The organism is bacterium (genome assembly GCA_019637795.1).
In the GTDB taxonomy this organism is placed as follows: Bacteria; Desulfobacterota; Binatia; order HRBIN30; family CADEER01; genus JAHBUY01.
Genome location: JAHBUY010000004.1, coordinates 1 through 24,820, shown reverse-complemented (window position 1 = coordinate 24,820; position 24,820 = coordinate 1). Strand labels below are relative to the sequence as shown.

Here is a 24,820-nt window from a genome sequence, read left to right as displayed (position 1 = left end):
GCCCCCGGCTGGGGGACAGCGGGTCCAGGGCGCGGCCGCGGCGGGCGCTGGCGTGGCGCCGTCGTCAGGAACGCGGCGTTTTGACTCTGCGTCGCCGCGCCCGACGCGGCTGGCGTCCGGCGCTCAGGGGCAGCTCGCCGCGCAGCGCCACCGGTCGCTCGCGGCGCGGGCCGCTCCAGCGGAAGCGGGCGAGGTCGACCCGTCCGCCGCGCACCGCCACCCCCTCCATCGCCAGCAGCTCGCGTTGCTGATCGGGCCGGTGCACGTCGCCACGGGCGCTGATGCCGCCGGCGGCGTTGATGACCCGCTGCCAGGGGACGATGCGGATGAGCGTCTCGGGGAGATTGGCCAGCGCCGTCCCCACCGCCCGCGCCGCGCGTGGGTGGCCGAGGATCGCCGCCACTTGGCCGTAGGTGACGACGCGGCCGCGTGGCACCCGGCGCACCAGCGCGTAGACGGCGCGCGCGAACTTGGGCGTGCGGGCCGCTGCGGCCCGCGGGCGCCGACCCGCCATCAGTCGTGCGGGAAGACGCGCAGGAACGGGTGCACCTCGACGCGCTCGAAGATGCCGTTGGTCACGTACGGGTCGCGGCCGACGAGGTCCCACACCTCGGCCAGCGAGTCCGCCTCGACGACGATCAGGCTGCCGGCGCCGTCGGTGAGCGGGCCGGCGAGAATCACCCGCCCCGCCTGCGCCAGCGGTTCGAGGTGGGCGAGGTGCGCGGGGCGGGTCGCCGGGCGGCGCTCCCGCGCGTCGCGCGCGTCGTGGCCAATGATCACGAACAGCATGGGGGACCTCCCAGACCGTGCCCACTAGCAGACCATCACGGGGCAGCGGAACGGTGCTTTCATCTTCATCGCCGCGTCCCTAGGGTGGCGCCATGCAGCGGCGGGGGGCCGGAGCCGTCGGCATCGCGCTGGCTATGTTCCTCGCCAGCGCGTCGTCGTCGAGCGCGGCCGAGTTCGATTTCACGCCGCCGGTGCCGACGCGCAACTTCGCCCCGCTGCAACTGATCTTTCTCAACCCGCCATTCGAGCGCGCCGCCACCCTGCCGCCCGGCGACTTCGCCCTCCTCGTGTCCACCGCCGAGAGCAACATCATCGCCACCAGCCAGGGCTCGATCGACGCCACGCTGAAGTTCGAGCAGAACACGACGAACTTCGGCGCACGCTACGGATTGTGCGAGGATTGGGAGCTCGGGCTCGATCTGCCGTTCATCTCTCGATACGGCGGCTTCATGGACCCGATGATCAACTGGGTGGAGGACCTGTTCGGGGCGCAGAACCCGGAGCGCAGCCTCTTTCCCGACAACACCTTCGGCGGGTACGAAGTCTACCGCGGCGACACGGTGCTGTTCCATGGCGACGAGGTGACCTTCCAGCCCGGCGATCTGGTGATGTCGGTGAAGCACCAGTTCCACCTGCCGCGCCAATGGCCGCGTCTGGCGGTGCGCGGCGCCATCAAGGCGCCGACCGGGAACCCCGATCAGGCGTTGGGCAGCGGCAAGCCGGACTTCGGCATCGGCGGCGCCGCCGACTACAGCCCGTGGTCGCGGCTCATGTTCTACGCCAACCTCAACCTGGTCTATCCGGTCGGCCCGATCACTGCCGGCGATCTGACTCTCAATCCGATCTTCACCGAATCGTTCGCTGCCCACCTGGCGCTCTCGCAGCGCTGGTCGGTGATGTTGCACCAGGCGACCTACACCAGCCCCTACCACGGCACCGGCGCCAGTCTGCTCGACGGCACGGTGGTCGAGCTCGGTTTCGGCATCGGCTTCGCCTGGTCGGAGCGCTTCAATGCGCAACTCCTCGGCATCCAGAACATGAGTGGCGTCGAGCAGTCCGCCGACTTCACCCTGATGCTGGCGATGCAGTGGCGTCCGTGGGCGATTCCCACCGATCTGCCGCCGCTGGCCCCGCTTCCGCCGCCGCCGACGTTGCCGCCGGTCGGCCCGCGCTCACCTTGACCGCGTCGCCACCGGCTGCGAAGAGAGCGGCCCACAACGGACAGCGAGGAGCTCGATCGTGGGAGAGATGTTGCGCGGCAGGGTGGCCGTCGTCACCGGCGCCGGCCGCGGCATCGGGCGCGGCGTCGCGCTCGAGCTGGCGGACCAGGGCGCACAGGTGGTGGTGAACGACTACGGCGTCAGCCTCGACGGCCGCGAGCCGACCAGCGAGCCGGCGGAGGCGGTGGTGGCGGAGATCCGCGCCGCCGGCGGTGAGGCCGTCGCCAACGCGTCGTCGGTCGCCGAGTGGGGGAGTGCCAAGACGATCATCGATCAGGCGGTGGAGCGCTTCGGCCGCCTCGACATCCTCGTCACCTGCGCCGGGTTCCTGCGCGATCGCATGGTCTTCAACATGAACGAGGAGGAGTGGGACGCGGTGGTCGGCGTCCACCTCAAGGGGACCTTCAACTGCGTCCGCCACGCCGCGCCGCTGATGCGCGCGCAGCGCGGCGGCCGGCTGATCACCTTCTCGTCGGGGGCCGGCATGTTCGGCAATCCGGGGCAGGCGAACTACGGCGCCGCGAAGGCGGGGATCAGCGGCCTCACCAAGGTGGTGGCGCGCGACCTCGGACGCTACGGCGTCACCGCCAACAGCATCTGTCCGGTGGCGGCGACGCGGATGACGATGACCGAGGCGACGCTGAAGGCGCGCGAGATCCGCAAGCAGCAGGGCATCGTCCGCGAGGAATCGGCGCTGCGCCAGCTCGAGAACCTCAAGCCCGAGGACGTCGCGCCGCTGGTCGCCTTCCTCGCCAGCGACTTCGCCGCCAACGTCAACGGCCAGATGTTCCTCTGCGCCGGGACCTCGTACTCGCTGCTGTCGTTGCCGCGCGCCGAGAAGACGCTCTACAAGGAAGGCCGCTGGACGCTCGACGAGCTCGACGCGCTGGTGCCGCAGACGCTCACCGAGGGCCTGCTCAATCCGGCGCCGCCGAGGGCGAAGACGGGCGCGTGAGCCACCCGCGTCAGTGAGCCGGTGCGCCAGGGGCTTCGTTCGTTCCGTGTCGACTGGCGCACGGGCCCCCTGGCGCCCGCAGTGATGAATTCGGAGATCTCATGGGCAATCGACTGAAGGACAAGGTGGCCGTCGTCACCGGCGCGGGCCGCGGCATCGGCCGCGGCATCGCCATGTTGATGGCCGCGGAGGGCGCGGCCGTGGTGGTGAACGACCTCGGCGTCAGCCTGGACGGGCAGGGCCGGGACACCTCGGCGGCGGACGAGACCGTCGCCGCCATCGAGGCCGCCGGCGGCGCCGCGGTCGCCAACGACGACAGCGTCGCCGACTTCCGCGCCGCCGCGGCGATCATCGACCGCGCGGTGGCGGCGTTCGGGCGCATCGACATCCTGGTCAACAACGCCGGCATCCTGCGCGACCGCATGATCTTCAACATGAGCGAGGACGACTTCGACGCCGTCATCGCCGTCCATCTGAAGGGCACCTTCAACTGCAGCCGCCACGCCGCCGTCCGCATGCGCGAGCAGGGGAGCGGGCGCATCATCAGCATGTCGTCGACCTCCGGCCTCTACGGCAATCCCGGGCAGGCCAACTACGGCGCGGCCAAGGACGGCATCGCCGGCTTCACGCGCGTCATCTCGCGCGACCTCGGCCGCTACGGCATCACGGCGAACGCCATCGCGCCGGCGGCGTCGACGCGCATGACCGCCGCGGTGAGCGACAGCGCGCGCCAGGCGCGCGCCAAGGCCGGCATCGCCAGCATGGGCGCCGAGGCGCGGCAGCTCCTGCCGCGGCCGCAGCGCGAGCCGGAGGACGTGGCCCCCTTCGCCACCTACCTGGCGACCGACGCCGCGGCCAACATCAACGGCCAGATCTTCGTCGTCATGGGCGGCATCATCTCGCTGGTCAACTATCCCGCGCCGGTGCGCACCATCACCAAGGCGACGCGCTGGCGACCCGAGGAGGTGGCGGCGTTGTTTCCCTCGACCCTCGGCATGGACCTGTTCAACCCGGCGCCGGCACAGGCGCCCACGGCGTGAACGGCGGCGAGCGACGGCGATGACGATGCAACACGTGTGGGGACGGTACTTCGAGGACTTCACGGTCGGCGAGGTGATCACGCACTGGCCGGGGCGGACGATCCGCGATGCCGACGATACGTGGTTCACGCTGCTGACGATGAACACCAACCCGATCCACTTCGACGACCACTTCGCCAGCCAGTCGCAGCACGGGCGCTGTCTGGTGAACGGCACCCTGGTGTTCTCGATCGTCGTCGGCATGTCGGTGCGCGACATCAGCCAGACGGCGATCGCCAATCTCGAGTACGAGCTCGTTCGCCACCTCGGTCCGACGTTCCACGGCGACACGCTGTACGCCGAGTCCGAGATCCTGGCGACCACCCCCTCGTCGAAGGGCGATCGCGGCGTGCTGCACGTCGAGACCCGCGCCTGGAACCAGAAGCGGGAGCCGGTGCTGTCGCTGCGTCGCAAAGTCCTGTTGCCGCGCCGCCCGGCGCCGTGATCTCGTGCGCGACCGCGCTGCTGGCGCGGGCGCGCCGCGCGGTGGATCCGCACGCGACCGCGCGCCTCGCCGCCATCCGGTCCGAGCTCGAACCGGAGGCGCGGGCGGTGATCGACGCCCACGGGGGAGACCGCCGGCGGAACGGCTGCGCTCGCCGTCGCCATGTGACGGGTGGGCGCCGCGCTCACTCCGTCGCGTCGCGCGCCAGCTCGCTCGCGACCGCCCGCAGGCGCTGCCGATCGACCTTGCCGCTGCCCAGGGTCGGCAGCTCCTCCTCGCCGACGAAGAAGACGTGGCGCGGCACCTTGTAGCTGGCGAGCGTGGCGCGACAGTGCGCCTGCACATCCGCGGCGGTGCATGCGGCGTCGCGCCGCACCACGAACGCGGCGATGTTCTCGCCCCGGCTCGGGTGCGGCACCGGCACGACATGGGCGACCTTGACGCCGGGGTGGCGGAGCAGCGCGGCTTCCACCTCCGCGGCGGCGACGTTCACCCCGGCCGTCTTGATGACGTCGCGCAGGCGGCCGACGAAGTGCAGCCTTCCCTGCGCATCGAGGCGGCCGCAGTCCCCGCTGTGGAAGAACCCCTCGCCGTCGAAGCAGGTGCGCGGCTCGCGCTTGTAGTAGGTGCGCAGCAAGCTCGGGCCGCGCAGGATGATCTCGCCCTCCTGTCCCGGCGGCAGCGGCGCGCCGCTCTCCGCATCGACGACGCGCAATTCGAGGCCGGGCATCGGCCGGCCGTGCGCGCCGGCGCGGTCCTCGAGCGGCTCGTCGAAGCGACTGCAGGTGGCCATGGGACCGGTCTCGCTCATGCCCCAACTGCCGACCGCCTGGTGGTCCGGCTGCAGGAGCGCGGCGGCCCATTTCGTGTTGGCGCCGGGACCCTTGCGCAGGCAGAGGCGCGAGCGGTCGAAATGCGGGTGGCGGATCAGAGCCTCGGCCTGGTGCGGCCAGGCGAACAGCGTCGTGCAGCGGTGCTGTTCGAGCAGGCGGAGGGTCTCCTCGGCGTCGAACACCTCCTGCAGCAGCAGCGAGCCGCCGCGCGACAGGGTCGCCAGCGTGACGCCGACCAGGCCGCCGTTGAAGAAGAAGGGGAGGTAGCCGTAGGTGACGTCGTCGGCGGTGAGGCCGAGGCGGTCGGCGACATTGTCGGCGCCGACGAGCATGCTGGCGTGCGTGTGCACGACGCCCTTCGGCGTCGCGGTGCTGCCGGAGGTGAAGAAGATCGCCGCGTCGTCGGTCGCCTCCACGGCGTCGAGGACGGCCGCGCTCCACGGCGTGGAGCGCGGATCGCCGCTGGCCAGGAAGTCCTCCCACGCCACCACGCCGCGCGGCAGTTGCTCGCCGTCGCAGACGACGTGCCGCAGGCACGGCAGCGACTCGCTGCGCAGCGGCGGGGCGTGATCGGCGAGGTCGGGGCAGAGGTCGAGCAGGAGCCGGATGTAGTGGTGGCGGAGGAAGTGGCCGACGGTGATCAATACCGCGACGTCGGCGTGGCGCAGCGCCTCGCCGAGCTCCGGGCCGCGGTAGAGGGTGTTGATCGGCACCACGATCGCGCCCAGGCGCCAGGCGCCGAACGCGCAGCGCAGCCAGTCGGGCCGGTTCGGCATGAGGATGCCCACGCGCGTGCCCTTGCCGACGCCGAGAGCGGTGAGCGCGGCGGCGACGCGGCGCGCGTCGGCCGCGAGCTCGGCGAACGAGACCAGGCCGCCGGCGGTGCGCAGCGCCGCGCGGCTGCCGTGCGCGGCGGCCAGCGCCTTCAATCTGTGTCCGATGCTGTCCATGCCCGCGCCGGGACCAGTCGGCGCTTACCCCCGGCGCCCGGCGAAGGCAATGCGACGGCCGCCCGGGTGAGGGGCGGTCGAGCGGTGGCGGCAGCCGCCACCGCGTCGCGCCGCCGCGGGTTCCGCGGCGAGGCCGCGTTGGGCTAGGAAGCGGCGCCATGGCGGAGGGCTCGACCCCACGGCCGGCCGGCGCGGTGGCCGCCCTGCTGGCGGCGGCATTGGCGGCGGCCGCGCTGGGACAGTACGCGTTCGCGCGCGGCCATGCCGCGGTCACCGGCCAGTACGAGGACCTGGTGCGCGGCCGCGCGCTCGGCCTGCTGGGCTTCGCGATCGCGGCGGTGCTCATGGCGGCGCTCTGCCGGCGCACGCGCGGCTGGCCGCCGGTCGTGCCGCGCCGTCTCGCCGCGGCGGCGGTGCTGCTGCTGGTCGCGGTCGGCGGCGGTCTGCGCTTCTACCGGCTGCACGAGCTGCCGCCGGGGCTGTGGATCGACGAGGCGCTCAATGGCGTGCAGGCGATCGAGATCGCGCGCGCCGGGTGGCCGCGGGTGGCGCTGCCGCCGGAGGACGTGCGCACCGGGCTCGGCGCCGGCTTCGTCGATGTCGCGGCGCTGGTGTACGTCTTCGGCGATCCCGACGACGGGCCGTGGGCGCTGCGCGCCGTGGCCGCGGTCCTCGGCACCCTGGGCGTCGCCGCGGCGGCCGCCCTGGCGTGGATCTGGTTCGGACCGTTGGCGAGCCTGGCGGCGACCGCGTGGCTGACGGTCTCGCAGTGGCACCTGAACTACTCGCGCTGGGGCGAGATGCCGATCATGTCGCCGCTGTGCGAGACCCTGGTGGCGCTGGGCGTCACCGCCGGCGTGCGCGGCCGCGGCTGGCGGGCCAACGCCGGCTGGCTGCTGGCGGGAGCCGCGCTCGGCGGCGGCATCTACACCTACCAGACGTTCCGTCTCTGGGCGCCGCTGGCGCTCTGCCTCGGGGCGGCGTCCGCATTCCGGTGGCGCGCGGCGCTGCGCGGTCGTTGGGCGGGGATCGCTGCCGGCGGCGGGCTCGCCATCCTCGTGGCCCTGCCGATGCTGCGGTACATGGTCGAGCAGCCGACGGACTTCGGCGAGCGCGCGACCGGCACGCTCATCTTTCTCCGCGACGACTGGCGGCAGCAGCTCGCGGAATCGGTGCCGCGTTCGCTGCTCGCGTTCCAGTTCGTCGGCGACGACAACCCGCGCCACAATCTGCCCTTCGCGCCGCTGCTCGGCTGGGGGGCGGCGATCCTCGCACCGCTCGGGTTGGTCACCTGCGCGGTGCGCTGGCGCGAGCCGGCGTGTGCGGCGACGCTGCTGTGGTTCGCGGCGGCACTGGTTCCGGCGGTGATCACGCTCGAGGCACCGCACGCCACGCGCCTGCTCGACGCGATCGTGCCGCTGGCGCTGATGGTCGGCGTCGCCAGCGATCTCGGCGCCACGGTGCTGCGCGGCGTCGCGCCGGCGCGGGCGGTGCGCGCCGCCGGCCTCGTCGCGCTGGCGCTGGCGGCGCTGGCGGCGCGCGACGAGTGGCGCACCTACTTCGTCGAGCGCGAGCGGCTGCCGCAATTCGTCGACGCCTTCTTCCCCCGCGAATCGGCGGCGGCGCGCTACCTGGCGACGCGGGCACCGGACGCGACGATCTACCTCGATCCCGATACCTACTGGCATCCGGCGTTGCGCTTCGTCGCCCGCCGCTACCTCGACGAGCCGAACGACATCCGCCTACTGCACGTCGCGCACGACGTCCCGCCGCGCGAGCCGCTGGCGCGCGACGCCCTGTACCTCCTGCCCACCCCGTACGTATCGTTCGCGGCGGTGTTGCACGCCCTCAGCGACGAGACCCGTTGCGAGGAGGTGCGCGACCGCTTCGGACGGGTCGAGCTCGCGGCCTGCCGCGTGCCGCGCGACGCGATCAATCGCGCCGTCGCGCGCGCGGCGCCACCGCCCATCGGCCTCGCGGGCCAGGTCTGGGACGATGCCGAACAACGCACGCCGCCGCGGGCCGCGCCCCTGCCGTTCACCTACGTCGCCTACTCGTTGGAGGCGCCGCCGCTCGGCCATTTCGCCCTCGGCGAATGGTGGGGCACGCTCGACGCGCCGCGCGACGGCGAATACCTGTTCCGGCTCCATCCCGACAGCACCACCTTGACGATCGACGACCACATCGTGCTCGCCGACGCCGGCGAGCAGGCGTTCGGTGGCAGCCACGACGGGCGCATCGCGCTGACGGCGGGCCCGCACCGGGTGCGCATCACACTGCGCCCCGGGGCGCGGGGCTTCTACTTCCTCTGGTTCTACTGGCAGCCCCCGGGTGCTCCGGGCGGGTGGGTGCCGGCGTCGGCATTGCGGCCACCGACGGACGATGAGGATCACCTTGCCCCGTCGCCGCCGCCTGGCTAGCGTTCCCGGCACCATGCGATGGATTGCCCAGGCGCGCGCCGCGATCGCGCGGCGCTTCTTCCGCTCCTTCTTCACGCTGCTTCTGCTGGCGGTGAGCGCCGCCCAGTGGGCGGTTGCGGCGTGGGTTCTCGCGCTCGGCGCCGGCCTGGCGCCGGGGTGGCCCGCGCACCTGGCCGGTGTCGGCGGCGTGTACCTCCTCAATCGCCGCCTGACCCTCGCCGGCCGCCCCTGGCGCGGCGCGCCGGTGTTCCGCTTCTACACCGCCACCGCCTTCGTCTCGCTGTTCTGCGCCGCCTTTCTCGCCGCGGCCTGGATCGCGTTCGCGGCCCTCGACGGCGCGCTCGGGGTGCTGAGCGCACAGGCGATCGGCGCCGCGGGCCAGACGGCGGTGCAGGCGGGGGTTGGCGATGCGTTCCGCTGGACGGCGTCGATGGGCATGGCCGGGATCGCGCTGCTGATGGGCTATGGCTACATCGCCGGCCAGCACGAGCTCCGCGTGCAGCGCCAGGCGGTGCCGGTGCGCGGGTTGCGCCGGCCGCTGACCGTCGCGCAGATCAGCGACATCCACATCGGGCAGAATCTGACCATGGCGCAGCTCGAGCGCTTCGTCCGATTGGTCAACGACACCGCGCCCGACCTGATATGCATCACCGGCGATATCGCCGACTCGCCACTGGCCGATCTCGACGCCTTCTTGCCGATCCTGGGCGGGCTGCGAGCCCGCTACGGCGTCTGTGCGATTCTCGGCAACCATGACCACGGCACCGGCGCCGATCGGGTGGTGGCGGCGCTGCGCCGCTGGACGACCTTCCGCGTGCTGCGCGACGCGGCCGTGACGCTCGATTGCGATGGCGCGCCCCTGCACGTGATCGGCCTCGACGATCGCGGGCGCGATTGGGCGCGCGGCATCCGATCGGATGCGCGCCTGGCGGAGTTGCTCGACGCGGCGCCGGCGGACGTGCCGGCGCTGCTGCTCGTCCACCGTCCCGACCTCTTCGAGCAGGCCGCGGCGGCGGGCGTGCCGCTGACCCTGTCGGGGCACACCCACGGTGGCCAATTGGCGATTCCCTGGTTCGGCGGCAGGCACCGCAATCTCGCCGAGTTCGTCACCGCCTTCGATCGCGGGCTCTACCGGCGCGGCGACGCGCACCTGTACGTGAACTGCGGTCTCGGGGTCACCGGCCAGCGGATCCGGCTGTTCACGCCGCGCGAGATCACCGTCGCCGAGCTGATGCCGGCCTGACGAGTGCTGCCAGCGCGGTGGCGAGCCCCGGCTCGTCGAGTGCCAGGCCGCCGGCGGCGACCAGGCCCCGATTGTGCGCGCGCCAGACCGCCACCCGCTGACCGCGTGCCAGGGCGGCGTGACAGACGCGCTCGATCTCGCCACCGGGACGGGCGTGCACCGCGACCACGAGGTCGGCCAGCGCGGCGATCAGCGCATCGCGGCGGCGGCCGGAGCGCGGCACGGCGTGGTCGTCGGGACGGAACGACGAGAGCACCAGCGTGCCGGTCGGATCGAACGGTGCCCGCCGCGGTCCGAGACCGAAGGGATCGCGATCGAGGTGGCCGCCGAACGCGGCCAACAGGCCGCGGTCGAGGACGATGAGGCGCGGCGCGCCGAGGTTGCGCGCGGCGGCGGCGGCGACTCGATGGGTGGTCTTCATGCCGCCGACGGCCAGCGCGCAGCCCGCCGCCGCCACCGCCCGCGCCAGCCGCAGCGTGCCGGTGACCGTCGTTGCGTCGACCAGGCGCGAATGGAGCAGGGCGACGATCGGCCGGCGCAGCAGGCCGGGATCGCCGTGCAGGTAGGCGAGGGGCGGAGGCGGTGCCCCGCATCGCGCCCACCCGGGCGGATACTGTGGATCGCCGAGCGGGCAGAGGCGGACGCCGGCGTCGGCGAGCGCCGCAGCGAGCGCGGCGCAACGCGTGGCGTGGTGGACGCGTTCGTCGCGCAGGCGGCGGATGGCGGCCCAGGGCAGCGCCAATTCCTCGCGCAGGGTGGCGGTCGGCAGATCGGCGAGAAGGGCGAGGGGCAGGCGGCGGCGTTCGGCGTGTTCGCGCAGGCGTTGCAGGCGCCGCTCGCCGACGCGCGGCAACTCGGCGATGGTCAGCAGGGCGAGGGCGGCGTCGGGCGCGATGGCCACGACGCGATGCTAGACTCTTGTGTCTATGAGATCAATAGGCGAGTCAGCGCAGCGGCCGCTGCTTCGTGTAGAGGTCGCTCTTCTCGCGCCGCAGCGCCGACAGCCGGGCATCGGCCTCGCGCTGCATGCGCGGTTTGCGGGTCAGCGCGATGTAGCAGATGATCGCCGCGGCGATGATCCCGCCGCCGATCAGCGGATTGGCGCGCAGCGCGGCGAAGATGGGAGTGAGGGCCTCCATGGCGAACCTCCGAGTGGGGGAAGGGTAGACCCGGGCGGGCAGGCCCTCAAGCGGAATTCCGCCCAGCGATCAACCGCCGTCCGAAACGATTTTTCGGTTTCGGCGCAACAATCGGGACCGAGTTTGCATCATTTGCGATGCGCTCCGATGCTACGGACCAATGCATTGCAAACGCCGGAAAGCTGTCGCATACGATCTCTCCAGTCCATCTCGGACCGGGGTAAGGGCAGGGGATTGATGCGACGCGCGGTCGAGGCGGTACGGAAATGAGTCGACGTCCCTGGTCTTCCGCCCGCTGGTGGGGCGCTGGTCTGTGCGCGTTGGTGCTGGTTCTGGGGGCCACGGCGCGGGCACAGGTGGCCCCCGGCGATGCGAACTGTGATGGCATGGTCGACGCCGATGACCTGCCGGTCCTGGCGCATGCGCTGTTCGCGGGGTCTGACTGCGGCGGTGCGGATGTCAACGGTGATTCCCGGCTGAATGCGGCGGATCTCGTGGCGCTGATTGAGCTCCTGGGGGCCGAGCCGACGGCGACGCCGGTCTCCACGGCGACGTCGACCGCTACCGCGGTGGCGACGCCGTCAACGACCGCGACAGCGAGCGCGACTGGCTCGCCGACCGTGCCGGCGCCGACTGCGAGCGGCACGACGACCGCCACCGCCCCGCCCACTGCGACCGCCACGACGGCGTCCGGGACCGCCACCGAGACGGTTCCCCCGACCACCACCGCGACGGTGCTGGGCACCGCCACCGAGACAATGCCCGCGACCGCCACTGCGACGGTGCCGGCGACCGCGACCGAGCCGGTTCCCGCGACCACCACCGCGACGGCGCTGGCGACCGCCACCGAGACCGCCGTGCCCGCCACTGCGACCGGCACGCCGGCGCCGCCCTCGGCAACCGCAACTGCGAGCGAGACCGCGACCGGCACGCCGCCAACCGCCACGGCGACGGTCACCGGCACGCCGCCGACGGCGACATCGACGGCGACATCGACATCGGCGGCGACATCGACGGCGACATTCACGGCTTCCGCCAGTATCACGGCGACCGCCATGCCACCGACGGCATCGCCGACCGCGAGTGGCACCACGGTCGCGACCGCGACGAGCCCGCCGTCGCCGACCGCGAGCGCGCCACCCACCGCATCCTCGACGGCGTCCGCCTTCCCCAGCACGGCTACCAGCACCGCCACGATCACCGGCACCGCGACGCCGACGGTGACCGGCAGCCGGCCGCCAACGCCTACCGCGACGGCAACCGCTCCACCTACTGCGACGGCAACCGAAACCAGAACGTCGACGCCGAGTGCGACGGACACGCGAACCGCCACCGCAACGCGGACCGCTACCGCCACGCTCACCGCGACGGTCACGCGCACGCTCACGCCGACCGCCACCGTACCTCCGGGCAGCACGGCGACGTTCACCGCGACGGTGACGCGCACCGCCACGGAGACGCGCACCCCTTCGTTCTCATCGACGCCGACGGTGACGCGAACGGTGCCTCCGCCCAGCGCGACCCAGACGCCGAGCTTCTCGGTCACGCCGTCGCGCACCAGCACCCCGACCGCGCCGCCGTCGGCGACCGCGACGGGCGTGCCGACGGTGACGCCGTCGCCGAGCGGAACCGCCCTGCCGACGCGCACCTCGACGCCCTCGGCGACGTGGACGCGGAGCCTGACACCGACGCGCAGCGAAACGGCGACGCGCACCCCGACCGAGACGCGCAGCGCGACGCCGTCGCCGACGAGCAGCTTCACCCCCACCAACACGCCGAGCGGCACGCCGACGCGCAGCGAGACGCCGACGCGCAGCGCCACCACGACGCGCACCTCGACGTCCACACCGACGCCGATCTTCACCGCTACGGTGACCTTCACCGGGACCTTCACGCGCACGGCGACGCCGAGCCCCACCGGCACCGCGACGTTCACGCCGCTCTTCTCGTTCACGCCGACGCCGACTCGCACCGACACGCCGACGCGCACGGCGACCCGCACGTCGACCAACACGCCCTTGCCCACCAGCACGTGGACCGGCGTCCCCTCGCGGACCAGCACTATCACCCGAACGCCATCCAACACGCCGACGGCGTCGCGCACTTCGACGGTGACCCTGACCCCGACGGTCACGCGCACGCCGACGCCAACCTCGGCGCTGGCTGGGCCGGTGGTCGCCTACGCCGCGGCAATCGCGCAGGACGGGTGCCCGTTCTGCTGCGAGTTCTCCTGCATGCTGACGCCGACCCCGACGCCCTTCATCAATGAAGACGGGCGCGAGGTGTTCACGCATCGCGTCGGGCAGTTCCTGCTCGTCATCGAAGGCCGGCGCGGGCGGTCCAACCTGAACCCGGGCACGAATCTATTCCCGCCCAGCACCGATCGCGGCGACTTGCAGGTGCTGGTGTCGAGGCCCATCGGCGACATAAGGGATCCGGTCGGGTTCGGCAGCACGCGCGTGTGTGACATGGGTCCGCCCCCGACGCCGTTCGGCGGCGTGCCGGGGACCAATCCGCCGGTGTTTGCTTCCGGCCAGTCGATCACCAACGCGATCCGCGACATGGAGTGTCGCTTCACGATCCAAGAAACCACCGCCGTCGCCTGCACGCGGACTCGATTCGGTGATTTCGGCTATTTGGGGACTGGGACGCGGACGCAGTTCTGCTATCAAGTGCCCATGACTGCTGCGTTCCAACCCGGCGACACCGTTGTGGCGATTCAGCTCCGCGACAGCGCGGGGAACCTCGGACCCAGCAAAGAGATCGTCGTCCGCGTTCAGCCCTGAGGCTTCGCGTGGTCGCGCCCCCTCGGACGAGCGGCATTGCGGTGGCGGTGGCGCCCTCCGTGAACGCTCAGCAAAATCCAGTTTCTTTGCTGAGGCTTTTGTGGCATAAGCCGTGCGTGCGTCGTCCGGTGGCCCGCGCGTCGGGCGGCTTTCAGGGATGGGAGTAGATGGCAACGGACGGTCGACAGACGGCGGCGGAAGAATCTTCCAGGCGGAAGCCTAAACCTAGGACAGCCGCAATCTCCTGTGTCGCGGACATCTTCTGTTTTCCGCTTGACAGCTAGGCAGCAAATTGAGATAAGCCGTGACGCGTTCGAGGTCAGAAGCCCGAACCCCGACGCAATGGGTGCAGTTACCGAAAGGAGGCGTGCAATGCGAGTGCAGAAGCGAAGCCCGTGGCTGAACAGCCTGGGAGTGGTGCTGGCGGCCATGGCGCTCTGGGGGGCGCAGGCCCAGGCGGATGTGTCCTCCGACAAGCCCGGGTCGGTGGTGATCTGGCCGAAAATCATCGCGGACGGAACACGCGACACCCTGATCTCGCTCACCAATACCCGGAACGAGCAGGCCTACGCGCATTGCGAGTACGTGCAGGCGCTGGGTCTCTGCTCGGTGACCGGGAGCTTCTGCTCCGTGCCCAACGCGGCCCCAGGGTCGCCGGGTGCATGCGAGCCGATCCAGGGAAACGTCTGCACCCAACAGTGGCAGTCGGCTGACTTCGATGTCGCGCTGACTCGCCAGCAGCCGACGATCTGGCGGGTTTCCACCGGCCGGGTCGATAATCCATTCCTCCCGGCTGATGGTGCCTGCGACCTCGTTCCTCCGGCCAACCCGGGCGACGCCACGCGTCAGAGCTGCCCGGGCCTCTTCCTGATCGGCCAGGTGCCACCGGCACCGGATCAGCCCTTCCGCGGCCAGCTCACCTGCATCCAGGTCAACGTGGACGGCAGCACCAACGGGTCCAACGGCCTGAAGGGCGAAGCGACCATCGAAACCCTTGGTAGCGAGCAGATCAGCACGTACAACTCGATCAACGTCGAAGCCATCGAGGGGGCGTCGGTCGACGGCCTCATTCGCCTGGACGGCGTCGAGTACAGCGCTTGCCCGCCGGCGGTCGAGGTCTCGCACTACTCGCAGGGGGCGCCCGACGTGGTGGCGCCGGAGATCGACCAGGCGGTCTGCGGCGGTACCGATTGCCCCGTCGAGACCGAGATCACGGTCGTGCCCTGTCGCGCCGACTACATCCTCGAGGACGCGGCCCGCTGGGCCACCGATATTCGTTACACCAACGAGTTCGAGCAGACGCTCTCGATCGAGACCACCTTCGAGTGCTGGGCGAGCTTCGACCTCCGCGACCTCGGCTTCGCGCCCGCTGCCTCCACCGGGTCAACGTTCCAGCGTACGCGCCTGACGCCCACCGGCTCCGGTCGCTGCATCCTTGGCAACGTCAACGCGGCATGCACCTCGGACGCCAACTGCGGCACGGGGGGTGTCTGCGGCCCCGTCACCGGGATCCTCGCCGTGGTTGAGGAGTTCCACAATACCGCGGCCTCCCTGGCGGCGCCGCCGACCGGGCCTGCTGGTACCGCGGCGTCCAACGGGTACTCGGTCGCCTTCGACGGGTCCCTGCAGCGCGCCGGTCGCTGTCGTGGCAGTCTTTCCACGCGCTGCCGCTCCGACGCGGATTGCCCGGCGGGTCGTTGCCGCAAGTCGGGAGCCCAGTGCTCCACCGACTTCGACTGCACGGATCCAGGGGACTTCTGTGATCGCTGCATGAATGACGAGATCCAGTTCGAGACCGGTCCGATCGCGCTGCCCACGCCGGCGCAGTGAGCAGCCACGCGGAATGAGGAGAAGGAGAAAGACGATGCTGACCATCAAGAAGCTGAGTCTGCTCGGGGTCGCGGCCGCCGCTTGGTTGGTCTGCGCACCCACCGCGCAGGCGGAGACCTTTTCCGACACCGGCGCCGCCGTCCTGATCTGGCCGAAGATCGTCGTCGGTCCGCAGACCGACACGGTGATCCAGATCACCAATCAGGCGAGCGTCCGCAGCTCCGCCCACTGTTTCTACGTGAACGCCAACAATCGCTGCAGCAATACCGGCCAGACGTGCTCGTCGTCGTCGCAGTGCCTCCAGGACGGCTTCTTCGGCGCCTGCCTCCCCGGGTGGATCGAAGTGAACTTCGACGTCAACCTGACCCCGGACCAGCCGATCGCCTGGAGCGCCGCGAGCGGTCTCGCCAACCCTGATCTGCCCTGCCCGGGCGGGATCGGGTCGAAGTGCTCCGGCAACGGCGGCACGCGCGTTCCGCCCGTCGGGGAGACGCCGTTCATCGGTGAGCTCAAGTGCATTCAGTCCGACCCGATCACCCGACTGCCCATCCCGTGCAACGACGACCAGGGCCCGCCGTGCCGCAACGACCTCGAGGGTGGCGCTACGATCACCAACGTCGCGAACGGCGGAATCGATCCCCTTCGTTACAACGCCGTCGGGTTGCGGTCAGCCGGTCGCAACGACGGCAACAACGTGCTCGTCATCGGTGGCACCGACGCTGAGTACCAGCCGTGTTCGCAGGTGCTCGTCTTCAATCATCTCTTTGACGGCGCGATCGATCCTCTCGATCCGACGGAGACCGCTGGGGCGCGCTCGACGCTCAGCCTGGTTCCCTGCACCGAGGATTTCCTGATCCAGAAGGTGCCGAGCGTGACCGCCCAGTTCCTCGTCTACAACGAGTTCGAGCAGCGGTTCTCCACCAGCCGCCTGGTCCGTTGTCTGCTCGACAGCCCGATCTCCCTGATCGACACGACGCAGCCCTCCCGCTCCATCTTCAGCGCCTCGGTCTCCGGCACGGTCGGCGGTCAGACCCGCATCACAGGGGTCGGCGGCGGCCTCGTCGGCTCCGCCACCCTGAGCTTTGACGGGGAGAGCGGCATCGCCGGCGCGGCGTACAACCTGAACCAGTTCGCCGATCGGGACCAGGCCGACATCATCCGCATTCCGTGAGCGGGGAGCCGACGATCGTCGCGGCGGAACTGTGGATCGCCTGTCCTTTCAAGGAGGAGAACCCATGAGTAAGGTCAAGGGAGTGCGAGCCAGCCTGATGGCGAGCATCCTGGCTGGGGCGGCGCTCGCGACGGGCGTGGCCCAGGCGCAGGGCGTCTCGACGGAGCGGCCTGGTTCGATCCTGATCTTCCCGAAGGTCGTCAACGAAAGCGCTGACACCATCATCCAGATCACGAACACGACCAATTCGCTGACCTACGCCCATTGCTTCTACGTCAATGGTGACACGTTCAATGGTCAGCCGTTGTGGCAGGTGACCGACTTCGAGCTCGCCCTCACCCGTCAGCAACCGACCCACTGGGCGGCGAGCCGGGGCCGCGCGGTCAACCCGCTCGACAATGCCCCTCCGGGCCAATCGGGTGCGGGTCTCGACCCCGGCCTCGTACCGCCGGTGGTCCCGGGATTCACGGGCTTTCTGACGTGCGTTGAGACAACGGCGGACGGAACCCCTGTCAGTGGCAACTCGCTGATCGGCACCGCTGTCATAGGCGCGATCAGCGGAACCCCCGGTGGGAATTCCGCCAGCAAGTACAACGCGGTCGCGATTCCGGGTTGCCTGAACGACAACGGACCGTGTGGCGACACCGGCTCCGCCAACAACGGCGATAACATCCTCGAGCTCAACGATGTCGAGTACGCGCGCTGCCCGGGAGGTCTGTACCTGAACTTCCAGTCGGAGGGCTCGTCCGACCCAGCGATCGACGGTGCGGCGAACATCCCCTCGACGGTCAGCACGAACCTCTCGCTGGTGCCCTGTGGTATCGACTTCGAGAACCTGGAGCCGACCAACACGACGATCGGCGTGGAGATCCGGGACGAGTTCGAAAACCGCACCTCGGTCTCCTCGGGTATCCCAATCGATTGCTACTACGAGGGTTCTCTGGGTGATCCAGTGTTTGGTGGACAGATGAGTCTGCCCACGGCATTCGGTTCGGCAATCCTGCGGCCGTCCGCCGGTACGAACCTGCCGCCGGTCCTCGGCGTGGCGAATGTGCTGCGGACGGCTGGGGACGGCACGTCTGATACGGCAGCCACCAACCTCCATTTCTGCACGGACGAATCCGCTCCCGCATCCTGCACGGGCGTCGACACCGAGATTCGCCTTCCGACCTTCCATTGATGTGAGGACGGGATGACGAAGGGTGCAGCGATGAAGTGCGCAGGCAGGGAAAGGAGTAACGAGATGCGTACGGTCAATGCCAAGAAGAGCGTCGTCGTAACGGCGGCGGCTCTGGCGACCTGGCTGGTGCTGCTCGGTTTCTCGAGCGGCGCGTCAGCGCAGACGGTGGTGGCGCAGTCGGACTATACGGCCGGTTACATCGTGCTGCCAAAGGTGCTGGTGCACACCAGCGGCTCGCCGAGCAATCCGGTCCTGCCGGGGCAACAGGCGACCGACACGCTGGTGCAGATCACCAATACCAACCAGAGCGACGAGATCCGAGTCGATTGCTGGTGGGTGAACGCGAATGGTCACTGTGGCAGTGACGCCGGCCCGATTTGCACGACGAACGCTGACTGCACCAACGCGGGTTTACCCGGTGTGCAGTGTGTGCAGGGTTGGGCGCCGCTGGACTTCCAGATTCTCCTGTCACCGGGGCAGCCGATCGGATTCACCGCCTCGAGTGGGCTGAATCCGTTGTTCTGTGATCCCGACCGACCGGGTCCTGGGTGCATCGGCAATTCCGGCGGTTCGGTCCGGCCGGTGCCGGAGGATCCGTTCCGCGGTGAGCTCAAGTGCGTGCAGGTGGATGACAGCGATGTTCCGGTGGTTGCGAACGATCTGAAGGTCGAGGCGACGATCGTCACGACCACGGTTGGTGGCGGCGGCACGGCAACCACTGCGGCCTCCTACAATGGAATCGGGTTCCAGGCCGAGGATGACGGAACCGGTGGACCGACCTCGCCGTTGTGTCTGGGGAGTCTGCCGCCGGGAACGCCGCAGAACGTGTCGTGCGCTGCGACGTATGCGCCGTGTCCGGGTGTTCTCCACATGGAGCACTTCTTCGAGAATGCCTACACGGAGATCGGCAGCTACGCGACGACGGATCTGACGCTGGTGCCGTGCAGCGAGGATCTTGGGCAACCGGCGAATCAGGCGAACCTGACGGTGACGGCCCAGATGCTCGTGTACAACGAGTTCGAGCAGCGCTTCTCGACCAACAGCCGCGTGAGCTGCTACCAGGCGACCCGGCTGTCGGACATCGACACCCAGCCGGGCCCGGCGGGCGATCAGTACTCGATCTTCAACGTGGGCGTGCAGGGCACGATCACGGGGCAGACCCGCATCCGCGGCGTCCGCGGTCCAGACGGGCGACTCGGTTATGGCCTCCTCGGTGTGGGTTGCGAGATGCACGCCGGGACTCCTGGCGGGCCGGCGCTCGCGACGACGGCGTTCAATCTGCAGCACGTGGGCTTCCGGCCGGAGGGTGACGCGGTCTACAAGACTCAGTTCCCTGCGGGCCAGTGAGACGGCGCTGAGGCGCGATCGTCGGGGCCGGAGTGGGTTTCCACTCCGGCCCTTTTTTTTCCCGCGCACGAGGGGGCAATTGGCGCTACACTGGGTCGGTAGCGTCCGGCGAGGGGCGAGTGACTATGGCGGCAAAGCGGATCTTGGTGGTCGAGGACAATCTCGATAATCGGCGCATCCTCGTCTACCGCCTCAAGCGGATCGGGGAGTTCGAGATCGTCGAAGCGAGCAACGGCGAGGAGGCATTGGCGATCGTGCAGACGCCTCCCACACCGGATCTCATCTTCATGGACTTGAAGATGCCGGTCATGGATGGGTGGGAGGCGACGAAGAAGATCCGGCAGCTCGAGGTGGGAAGGGCGATTCCGATCATCGCGCTGACCGCGCAGGCGATGGCGGGGGATGAGCAGAAGGCCCTGGCCGCGGGTTGCGACGATTATCTCGCGAAGCCGATCGTCGACCTCAGCGTCGTCCGCACCAAGATGGACCGGCTGTTGAGTCGGGGGCAGTGATGGTGTCACCGCTCCGGCACGCGCCGGGAGCCGGCCAGTAGGCTGTTCTGTCGACTGGCATTGGGTCGCGCACGCGGCCCATGATGCCGGTGATGGTGGGAGCTCACGCCACGGCAGGCGCGAGGAGGGTCGCGGCGCCGAGGAGGGTCGCGGCGCCGTTGATCGCTGCCTATCTCCTCGTTGCGCCGGCGAGCTGGGCAGTCTGCGAGCCTGGCCCAGCGCTGCGGGTGGAAACGGTTGACGCCGTTTTCGCCGGGGAGCCGGCGACTTGTGACGCGAATGAAGACGGGGTGATCTCTGCCGCGGACGTGGTGGCGGTGAGCGGGCAGGGCGTGGTGCCGACTCCAACCGCTAGCAGCACGGAGGTCGGCGCAGCGACGGCGACAGCGACGGCGGTTCCCTCGGCGACCGCGCCGCTCCCATCACCGACCGCGATGGCGACTCTCACGGTGGCGGCGACCGTCCTCGCCACGGATACGCCGCCCGCGCCGTCGCCCAGCCTGACCGCCACCGTGACGGCAACAGGAACGACAGCGACGGTGACGGCGACGGCGTCAGCGTCGCCGACCAGCTCGCCCGGAGTGGCGACCCCCTCGCCGACCGCATCGGGCGCGACGCCCTCGGAGAGTGCGACGCCGGCCGACACCGCAACGCCAGGCGGCACGGCGACCCGCCTGCCCACGGGCACGTGGACGGCGTCGTACACCCCCGATCAGGCGACGGCGGTGCCGACCACATCGCGGACGCCGTCGACCACGGCGTCGCCGACCTGGACCGCCGTCGAGGTCGCCAGCGCCACCGCCTCGGCGAGCGCCACTGCCTCTGCCAGCGCCACTGCCTCTGCCAGCGCCACTGCCTCTGCCAGCGCCACCGCCTCTGCCAGGCCCACCGCCTCTGCCAGCGCGACCGCCTCGGCCAGGGCGACTGCCTCGGCCAGCGCCACCGCCAGTCGCACCGCAGGGGGGCCGCCGTCCGCGACGGCGAGCGCGACGCGGACGGCGGTGCCGGCATCGGCGACCCGGACGATGACGCAGTCCGCGACCCCGACGCGAACGATTACCCCGACGCACAGCCCGTCTCCCCCCACACCCCCCGCGACGTCCACCAGGACGGGCAGCCCGACGAGCACCGCGACGCCGTCGCGCACCATCACCGGCACCCGTCCCGCGACGCCGACTCGGACCCCGAGCACGACCCCGAGTGCCAGCCCGACACGCAGCCTCACTTCCAGCAGCACGGCGACCGCCACCGCCACGGCCACGCGCACCGTCACCCCGACGCGCTCGGCCATCGCGACGCGCAGCGCGACGGCGACTGCGTCCGTGCGGCCCAGCGCGACCCTGACCGAGATGCCGACGGCTACCCGGACGGCGACGGGATCCCGCACCGCCACCGCGTCGCCAACCGCAAGCCAATCGCGCACCCGCACTGCGACGCCATCATTCACCCCGACCACCACCGCCACCACGACACGCACGGCGACCCTGGTTCCGGGCTCTCCGACGGCGTCGCGCACGACGACCGCCACCCCATCGCTCACCACGCCGCCGACCTCCACGGCGAGTCCGATCCCCACCGCCAGCCGCAGCAGCACGCCCACGATCTCGCCGCTGCCGTCGGCGACCGCCTCTCCGTCGGCCACCCCGCCTCCGTCGGCCACCGCGTCGTTCACCATCACGCCCGTGCCCTCGGCGACCGGTACGCGGACCGCGACCCCGACGCGTACCGGCACGGCAACCCAGAGCGCGACGCGGACGGCCACGCCGACGGTCACGCGGACGCCAAGCCGCACCGCCACCGGCTCGCCGACACGCACCTTCACGCCACTCACCATCGGTGGCGTGATCACCGCGTTCGGTGTCGCCAGGGCCGACGGGCTTCCGGTGTCGTCCATCGGCCCGCAGGACGACGGCTACCTGACGTACGTGCGTCCCCCGAGCGGCTTCCTGATCTACATCGAAGCGCGCCCAGGCATCAGCGGCCGCCCGGTCGGGGTCACGACGTTCAATTCCTCACCGACCGATCCCAACGTGCTGCCGGACCTGCAGGTGCTGGTCTCCCGCGCCCTCGGCAATGGCAGCCCAGCAGTCTGCGACGAAGGCCCCGCACCGCCGATCGGCGGCGTGCCCGCCAGCAACACGCGCGTCTTCGACGGCACCCAGGCGGTCGCCAACGCGATCAACGACCTGAGCTGCCGCTTCGACGCGCGGAGCACGTCGATCCAGGCGTGCACACGTGACAGCTTCGGAACCTACGCGTTCACCAACCCCACATCGACGGTGCAGTTCTGCACCAGTCCGGGAGTAGGAGTGGAGCTGTCCTTCCCGCTCGGGGACACCATCGTGTCGGCGCGCGTCCGCGACGTGGTCGGCCAGCCGGGGCAGCCGAGCAGCATCGCCATTCGCGTGCGCGAGTGAGCGCCTCCGGGGCGCGCAGGGGCTCAGTGCATCGGCTTGTCGCCGTCGCCGCTTCCGAGCTCGGGCGCTTCCGCCTCCCCCTGGAAGGCGACCCCGTGTCGGCGGGCGAATTCGAGGATCGTCGCGCGCGCGAGCTTGCTGGGCCGAAAGCGCCCGTTCTCCCACCGGTTCACCGTGCCCACAGTGATGCCGAGCGAATGCGCGAACTCTTCCTGGGTCATCCCGAGCTGGCGGCGTAGATGGCGGATGAAATCGCTCATGTTGTCGTCCATGACCTCCAAGGCCTCCGAACCCCGCCTGACACACCGCGGCGGCTCGTCAGGACATGAGCAAGCGATATGCCACGGGTTCCCGACTTTGGTTCGGCACCTGGCACGGCATGTCGCCGTCACCCGGATGCCGTTCGGCACGAGCGCATAGCGTCCGCAGAGACGGCGCGACGTCGCCTCATCCGCGGACGACACGTGCCAATTGACATGCTTCGGCAGCCTTGTGCATGGTGACGGGCATGTCCGGTCGTCGCCTCTGCCTGGTGGGCGCGCTCATTGCCGCCGTCATCAGCCTGACGGTTCCCGCCGTGGATGCACTGCCGGCGGGCGCCGAGGACATGCTGGAGTTCGAGGCCGCGGCGGTGATGCTGGTGCAGGGCGACTCCATCGACGGGCAGATCGGCGGCGTCGTGAAGGACGTCATCCGCGGCGTCCGCCGCTCCTGGAAAACGGTGCAGTGGATGTTTTCCAAGGCGGCGGCCTGGTGGGGGCAGTGGCTCCGCCGCGGCGCCTTCTCGCTCGCGGTCGCCGTGGTGGCGTCGCTCGCCGACACGGGCCTGCTGAACGCCTTCCGGCTCGAGGGGCTCCGCGCCCTCCTCACGTACGTCCCGCTGATGCTGTACGTGTACGGGCGGTTGTTGTTCTCGCGTGGCGTCAGCCTGGTGCCGAAGCTTCTGTTGCTCGGCGCGCTGGTCTATGGCGCGGTGCGGCGCGACCTGCTGCCGGACACCCGCCTCTCCGGGCGGGTCGAGGACATCATCCTCATCGTCATCGCGACGCGCGCCTTCATCTACGCCTGCCCGGAAGAGTTGGTGAACCACTACGCGCAGCGCGCCATCCGCTTCCGCCAGCGCCTGGCGCAGATCCAGCAGCGCTCGCGCCGGGTCTGAGGCCGCGGCGGCGCGTCAACTGTCGAATGTTCCGTCGCGGGCGCGTTGCGGCAGACTGGCCGCGTCGCCCTGCGGCCGGACGTCCTTGTGCTCGAGGTCGACGCGGAACAGCGCCGTTTTCGAGCGACCCTGCTCCTTCCAGAGCAGCGTCACCTCGTACTCGGGCCCATCCTTCTGTACCGAGCTCCAACTGAACTCGCCGACGTAGCCACCCTTGTCCTTCACCTTCAGCGAGTAGCCCTTCAGCAGGTCTTCCATCGTCTCGGGTTGTCCGTCCGGCTGGTACGCCTTGACGAGATCGATCGCCTCCTTGCCGCGATCCGACCACTCCTCGCTGGCGCGCAGTTGCGAGATCACGATCCACGCGAAGCCGACCGCGAACAGTGCCAGGCCGCCCCAGCCCAGGATGGCCGGCAGCGCGCTCTCTTTCTTCTTTTCTGGTTGCGACATGCGAGACCCCTCGACGAATCGGCTGGGCTAAATGCCGGACGCTATCGGACGGCAGGCGCGCTGGCAACACCGGCGCGCGCCTCGCGGACGTCAGACCTGTCCGGGGGTGAGTGAGCCGCGGCCCTCCCGCCGTCCCTTGCGCAGCGCCGGAATCGCTCGGATGCGCTCGTCGGGCAGCAGGTCCCACAGGATGCCGCGCGGGCGGGGATAGAGGCTCGGCGCCGCCACGACCTGGTCCGGGGTGATCAGGAAGTCGACCGGGATGTCGTGCGCCCGCATCGCGATCCGGTCCTCGATCACCTGCAGCGGATGCACCGTGGTGACGATCGGCGTGTACTCGCGCACCTTGCCGGCGCGACGGAGCAGCGCGTACTCGAGGTCGGCACTGCCCGAGCCGCGGCCGACCCGCGCGCCCTGGCGCGAGACCGCCACCGAGCCGACCAGCACGAGATCGATCGGGTGCAGCTCGTGCGGGGCCACCGGCCGGCCATGGGCGAGCGCGCCGCGCAGGCTCGCCGCCCGCCACGCGTTCCCCTGCAGCCGCGCCGGATCGACCTCGAGGAAGCAGCGCTCGCTGCGCAGGCCAGGAATCGCGATGTACAGGATCTTCCCGTCGGCCAGCGCGGCGCGACGCAAGGCGTGCTGCGGCGCGCCGAGATCGACCTTGAGCGCCTTGGCGCGCTTCCAGATCGTCAGTTGGCTCAGCAGCTTGGCGGCCCGATCGGCGCCGATGAAGTTGGGGACGCGACCATAGGCGCCGGGAAACCGCACCACGCCCGCGGCGGTCACCCGCGTCCACACCTTGTGGCGGATGGCGTCCTTCGTCATGCGCTGGGGGGAAGCGCTCGTCAGCTACTACAGCCGCTTTCGCGGAGTCAATCAACGACCCGACGGC

24 protein-coding genes and 1 pseudogene are annotated in these 24,820 nt (G+C 70.5%); 15 read left to right on the top strand and 10 right to left on the bottom strand.

The window, feature by feature from the left end:
* Positions 1-64: 64 nt before the first annotated feature.
* Positions 65-514: an MGMT family protein gene (locus tag KF840_14170; GenBank protein ID MBX3026049.1), complete on the bottom strand. Its 450-nt coding sequence runs from the start codon at positions 512-514 to the stop codon at positions 65-67.
* Positions 514-789 carry a hypothetical protein gene (locus KF840_14165; GenBank protein ID MBX3026048.1) on the bottom strand — a complete coding sequence of 92 codons (276 nt, stop codon included), beginning with the start codon at positions 787-789 and terminating at the stop codon, positions 514-516. Before KF840_14165 ends, KF840_14170 begins: the two co-directional genes overlap by 1 nt.
* Positions 790-881: 92 nt before the next feature.
* On the opposite strand from KF840_14165, the gene KF840_14160 reads away from it, so the two are divergent.
* The 4 genes from KF840_14160 (at position 882) to KF840_14145 (ending at position 4,488) form a co-directional block, all read left to right on the top strand.
* Positions 882-1,970 carry a DUF3187 family protein gene (locus KF840_14160; protein MBX3026047.1) on the top strand — a complete coding sequence of 363 codons (1,089 nt, stop codon included), beginning with the start codon at positions 882-884 and terminating at the stop codon, positions 1,968-1,970.
* Positions 1,971-2,037: 67 nt separating this feature from the next.
* On the top strand, positions 2,038-2,964 hold the full coding sequence (locus KF840_14155) for an SDR family oxidoreductase (GenBank protein MBX3026046.1): 927 nt from the start codon (positions 2,038-2,040) through the stop codon (positions 2,962-2,964).
* A 101-nt stretch (positions 2,965-3,065) separates the two neighbouring features.
* Positions 3,066-4,004 carry an SDR family oxidoreductase gene (locus KF840_14150; protein ID MBX3026045.1) on the top strand — a complete coding sequence of 313 codons (939 nt, stop codon included), beginning with the start codon at positions 3,066-3,068 and terminating at the stop codon, positions 4,002-4,004.
* 25 nt (positions 4,005-4,029) lie between these two features.
* A complete protein-coding gene (locus KF840_14145; GenBank protein MBX3026044.1) occupies positions 4,030-4,488 on the top strand; it encodes a MaoC family dehydratase in 459 nt (152 codons plus the stop codon).
* A gap of 184 nt (positions 4,489-4,672) precedes the next feature.
* On the opposite strand, the gene KF840_14140 is transcribed toward KF840_14145, so the two are convergent.
* Positions 4,673-6,271 (bottom strand): acyl--CoA ligase, encoded by a 1,599-nt coding sequence (locus KF840_14140; protein MBX3026043.1) that lies wholly within the window; start codon positions 6,269-6,271, stop codon positions 4,673-4,675.
* A 158-nt stretch (positions 6,272-6,429) separates the two neighbouring features.
* On the opposite strand from KF840_14140, the gene KF840_14135 reads away from it, so the two are divergent.
* A complete protein-coding gene (locus KF840_14135; protein MBX3026042.1) occupies positions 6,430-8,691 on the top strand; it encodes a hypothetical protein in 2,262 nt (753 codons plus the stop codon).
* 13 nt (positions 8,692-8,704) lie between these two features.
* Complete coding sequence (locus tag KF840_14130) at positions 8,705-9,934, top strand: metallophosphoesterase (protein MBX3026041.1); 1,230 nt, start codon at positions 8,705-8,707, stop codon at positions 9,932-9,934.
* Here the strand turns inward: KF840_14130 and KF840_14125 are convergent.
* A complete protein-coding gene (locus KF840_14125; GenBank protein ID MBX3026040.1) occupies positions 9,906-10,835 on the bottom strand; it encodes a DNA-processing protein DprA in 930 nt (309 codons plus the stop codon). The two genes, KF840_14130 and KF840_14125, sit on opposite strands and share 29 nt — an antisense overlap.
* Before the next feature lie 43 nt (positions 10,836-10,878).
* Positions 10,879-11,073 carry a hypothetical protein gene (locus tag KF840_14120; GenBank protein ID MBX3026039.1) on the bottom strand — a complete coding sequence of 65 codons (195 nt, stop codon included), beginning with the start codon at positions 11,071-11,073 and terminating at the stop codon, positions 10,879-10,881.
* A gap of 266 nt (positions 11,074-11,339) precedes the next feature.
* Between KF840_14120 and KF840_14115 the strand changes: the two are divergent.
* The 7 genes and pseudogenes from KF840_14115 (at position 11,340) to KF840_14085 (ending at position 19,899) form a co-directional block, all read left to right on the top strand.
* Positions 11,340-11,588: pseudogene (locus KF840_14115) on the top strand (hypothetical protein).
* A gap of 1,719 nt (positions 11,589-13,307) precedes the next feature.
* Positions 13,308-13,859 carry a hypothetical protein gene (locus KF840_14110; protein ID MBX3026038.1) on the top strand — a complete coding sequence of 184 codons (552 nt, stop codon included), beginning with the start codon at positions 13,308-13,310 and terminating at the stop codon, positions 13,857-13,859.
* 372 nt (positions 13,860-14,231) lie between these two features.
* Positions 14,232-15,689 carry a hypothetical protein gene (locus KF840_14105; GenBank protein MBX3026037.1) on the top strand — a complete coding sequence of 486 codons (1,458 nt, stop codon included), beginning with the start codon at positions 14,232-14,234 and terminating at the stop codon, positions 15,687-15,689.
* A gap of 34 nt (positions 15,690-15,723) precedes the next feature.
* Positions 15,724-16,860 carry a hypothetical protein gene (locus KF840_14100; protein MBX3026036.1) on the top strand — a complete coding sequence of 379 codons (1,137 nt, stop codon included), beginning with the start codon at positions 15,724-15,726 and terminating at the stop codon, positions 16,858-16,860.
* Between the two features lie 64 nt (positions 16,861-16,924).
* Entirely contained in the window at positions 16,925-18,040 is a 1,116-nt protein-coding gene (locus KF840_14095) for a hypothetical protein (GenBank protein ID MBX3026035.1), read from the top strand.
* Positions 18,041-18,103: 63 nt separating this feature from the next.
* On the top strand, positions 18,104-19,387 hold the full coding sequence (locus KF840_14090) for a hypothetical protein (protein ID MBX3026034.1): 1,284 nt from the start codon (positions 18,104-18,106) through the stop codon (positions 19,385-19,387).
* Positions 19,388-19,512: 125 nt separating this feature from the next.
* Positions 19,513-19,899, top strand: coding sequence for a response regulator (locus tag KF840_14085; protein ID MBX3026033.1), 387 nt, complete (start codon positions 19,513-19,515; stop codon positions 19,897-19,899).
* Between the two features lie 169 nt (positions 19,900-20,068).
* Here KF840_14085 and KF840_14080 read toward each other — a convergent pair whose 3' ends face one another.
* The gene (locus tag KF840_14080) at positions 20,069-20,605 is read right to left on the bottom strand and encodes a hypothetical protein (protein MBX3026032.1); all 537 of its coding nucleotides are present in this window, start codon (positions 20,603-20,605) and stop codon (positions 20,069-20,071) included.
* Positions 20,606-20,611: 6 nt separating this feature from the next.
* Positions 20,612-21,793 carry a hypothetical protein gene (locus KF840_14075; protein MBX3026031.1) on the bottom strand — a complete coding sequence of 394 codons (1,182 nt, stop codon included), beginning with the start codon at positions 21,791-21,793 and terminating at the stop codon, positions 20,612-20,614.
* On the opposite strand from KF840_14075, the gene KF840_14070 reads away from it, so the two are divergent.
* Entirely contained in the window at positions 21,783-22,316 is a 534-nt protein-coding gene (locus KF840_14070; protein ID MBX3026030.1) for a hypothetical protein, read from the top strand. The genes KF840_14075 and KF840_14070 overlap by 11 nt on opposite strands.
* A gap of 23 nt (positions 22,317-22,339) precedes the next feature.
* On the opposite strand, the gene KF840_14065 is transcribed toward KF840_14070, so the two are convergent.
* The gene (locus KF840_14065) at positions 22,340-22,588 is read right to left on the bottom strand and encodes a helix-turn-helix transcriptional regulator (GenBank protein ID MBX3026029.1); all 249 of its coding nucleotides are present in this window, start codon (positions 22,586-22,588) and stop codon (positions 22,340-22,342) included.
* A gap of 236 nt (positions 22,589-22,824) precedes the next feature.
* On the opposite strand from KF840_14065, the gene KF840_14060 reads away from it, so the two are divergent.
* Entirely contained in the window at positions 22,825-23,475 is a 651-nt protein-coding gene (locus tag KF840_14060) for a hypothetical protein (GenBank protein MBX3026028.1), read from the top strand.
* Positions 23,476-23,490: 15 nt separating this feature from the next.
* On the opposite strand, the gene KF840_14055 is transcribed toward KF840_14060, so the two are convergent.
* Positions 23,491-23,925, bottom strand: coding sequence for a hypothetical protein (locus tag KF840_14055; protein ID MBX3026027.1), 435 nt, complete (start codon positions 23,923-23,925; stop codon positions 23,491-23,493).
* A 90-nt stretch (positions 23,926-24,015) separates the two neighbouring features.
* Entirely contained in the window at positions 24,016-24,753 is a 738-nt protein-coding gene (locus KF840_14050) for a 5-formyltetrahydrofolate cyclo-ligase (GenBank protein ID MBX3026026.1), read from the bottom strand.
* Positions 24,754-24,820: the final 67 nt, after the last annotated feature.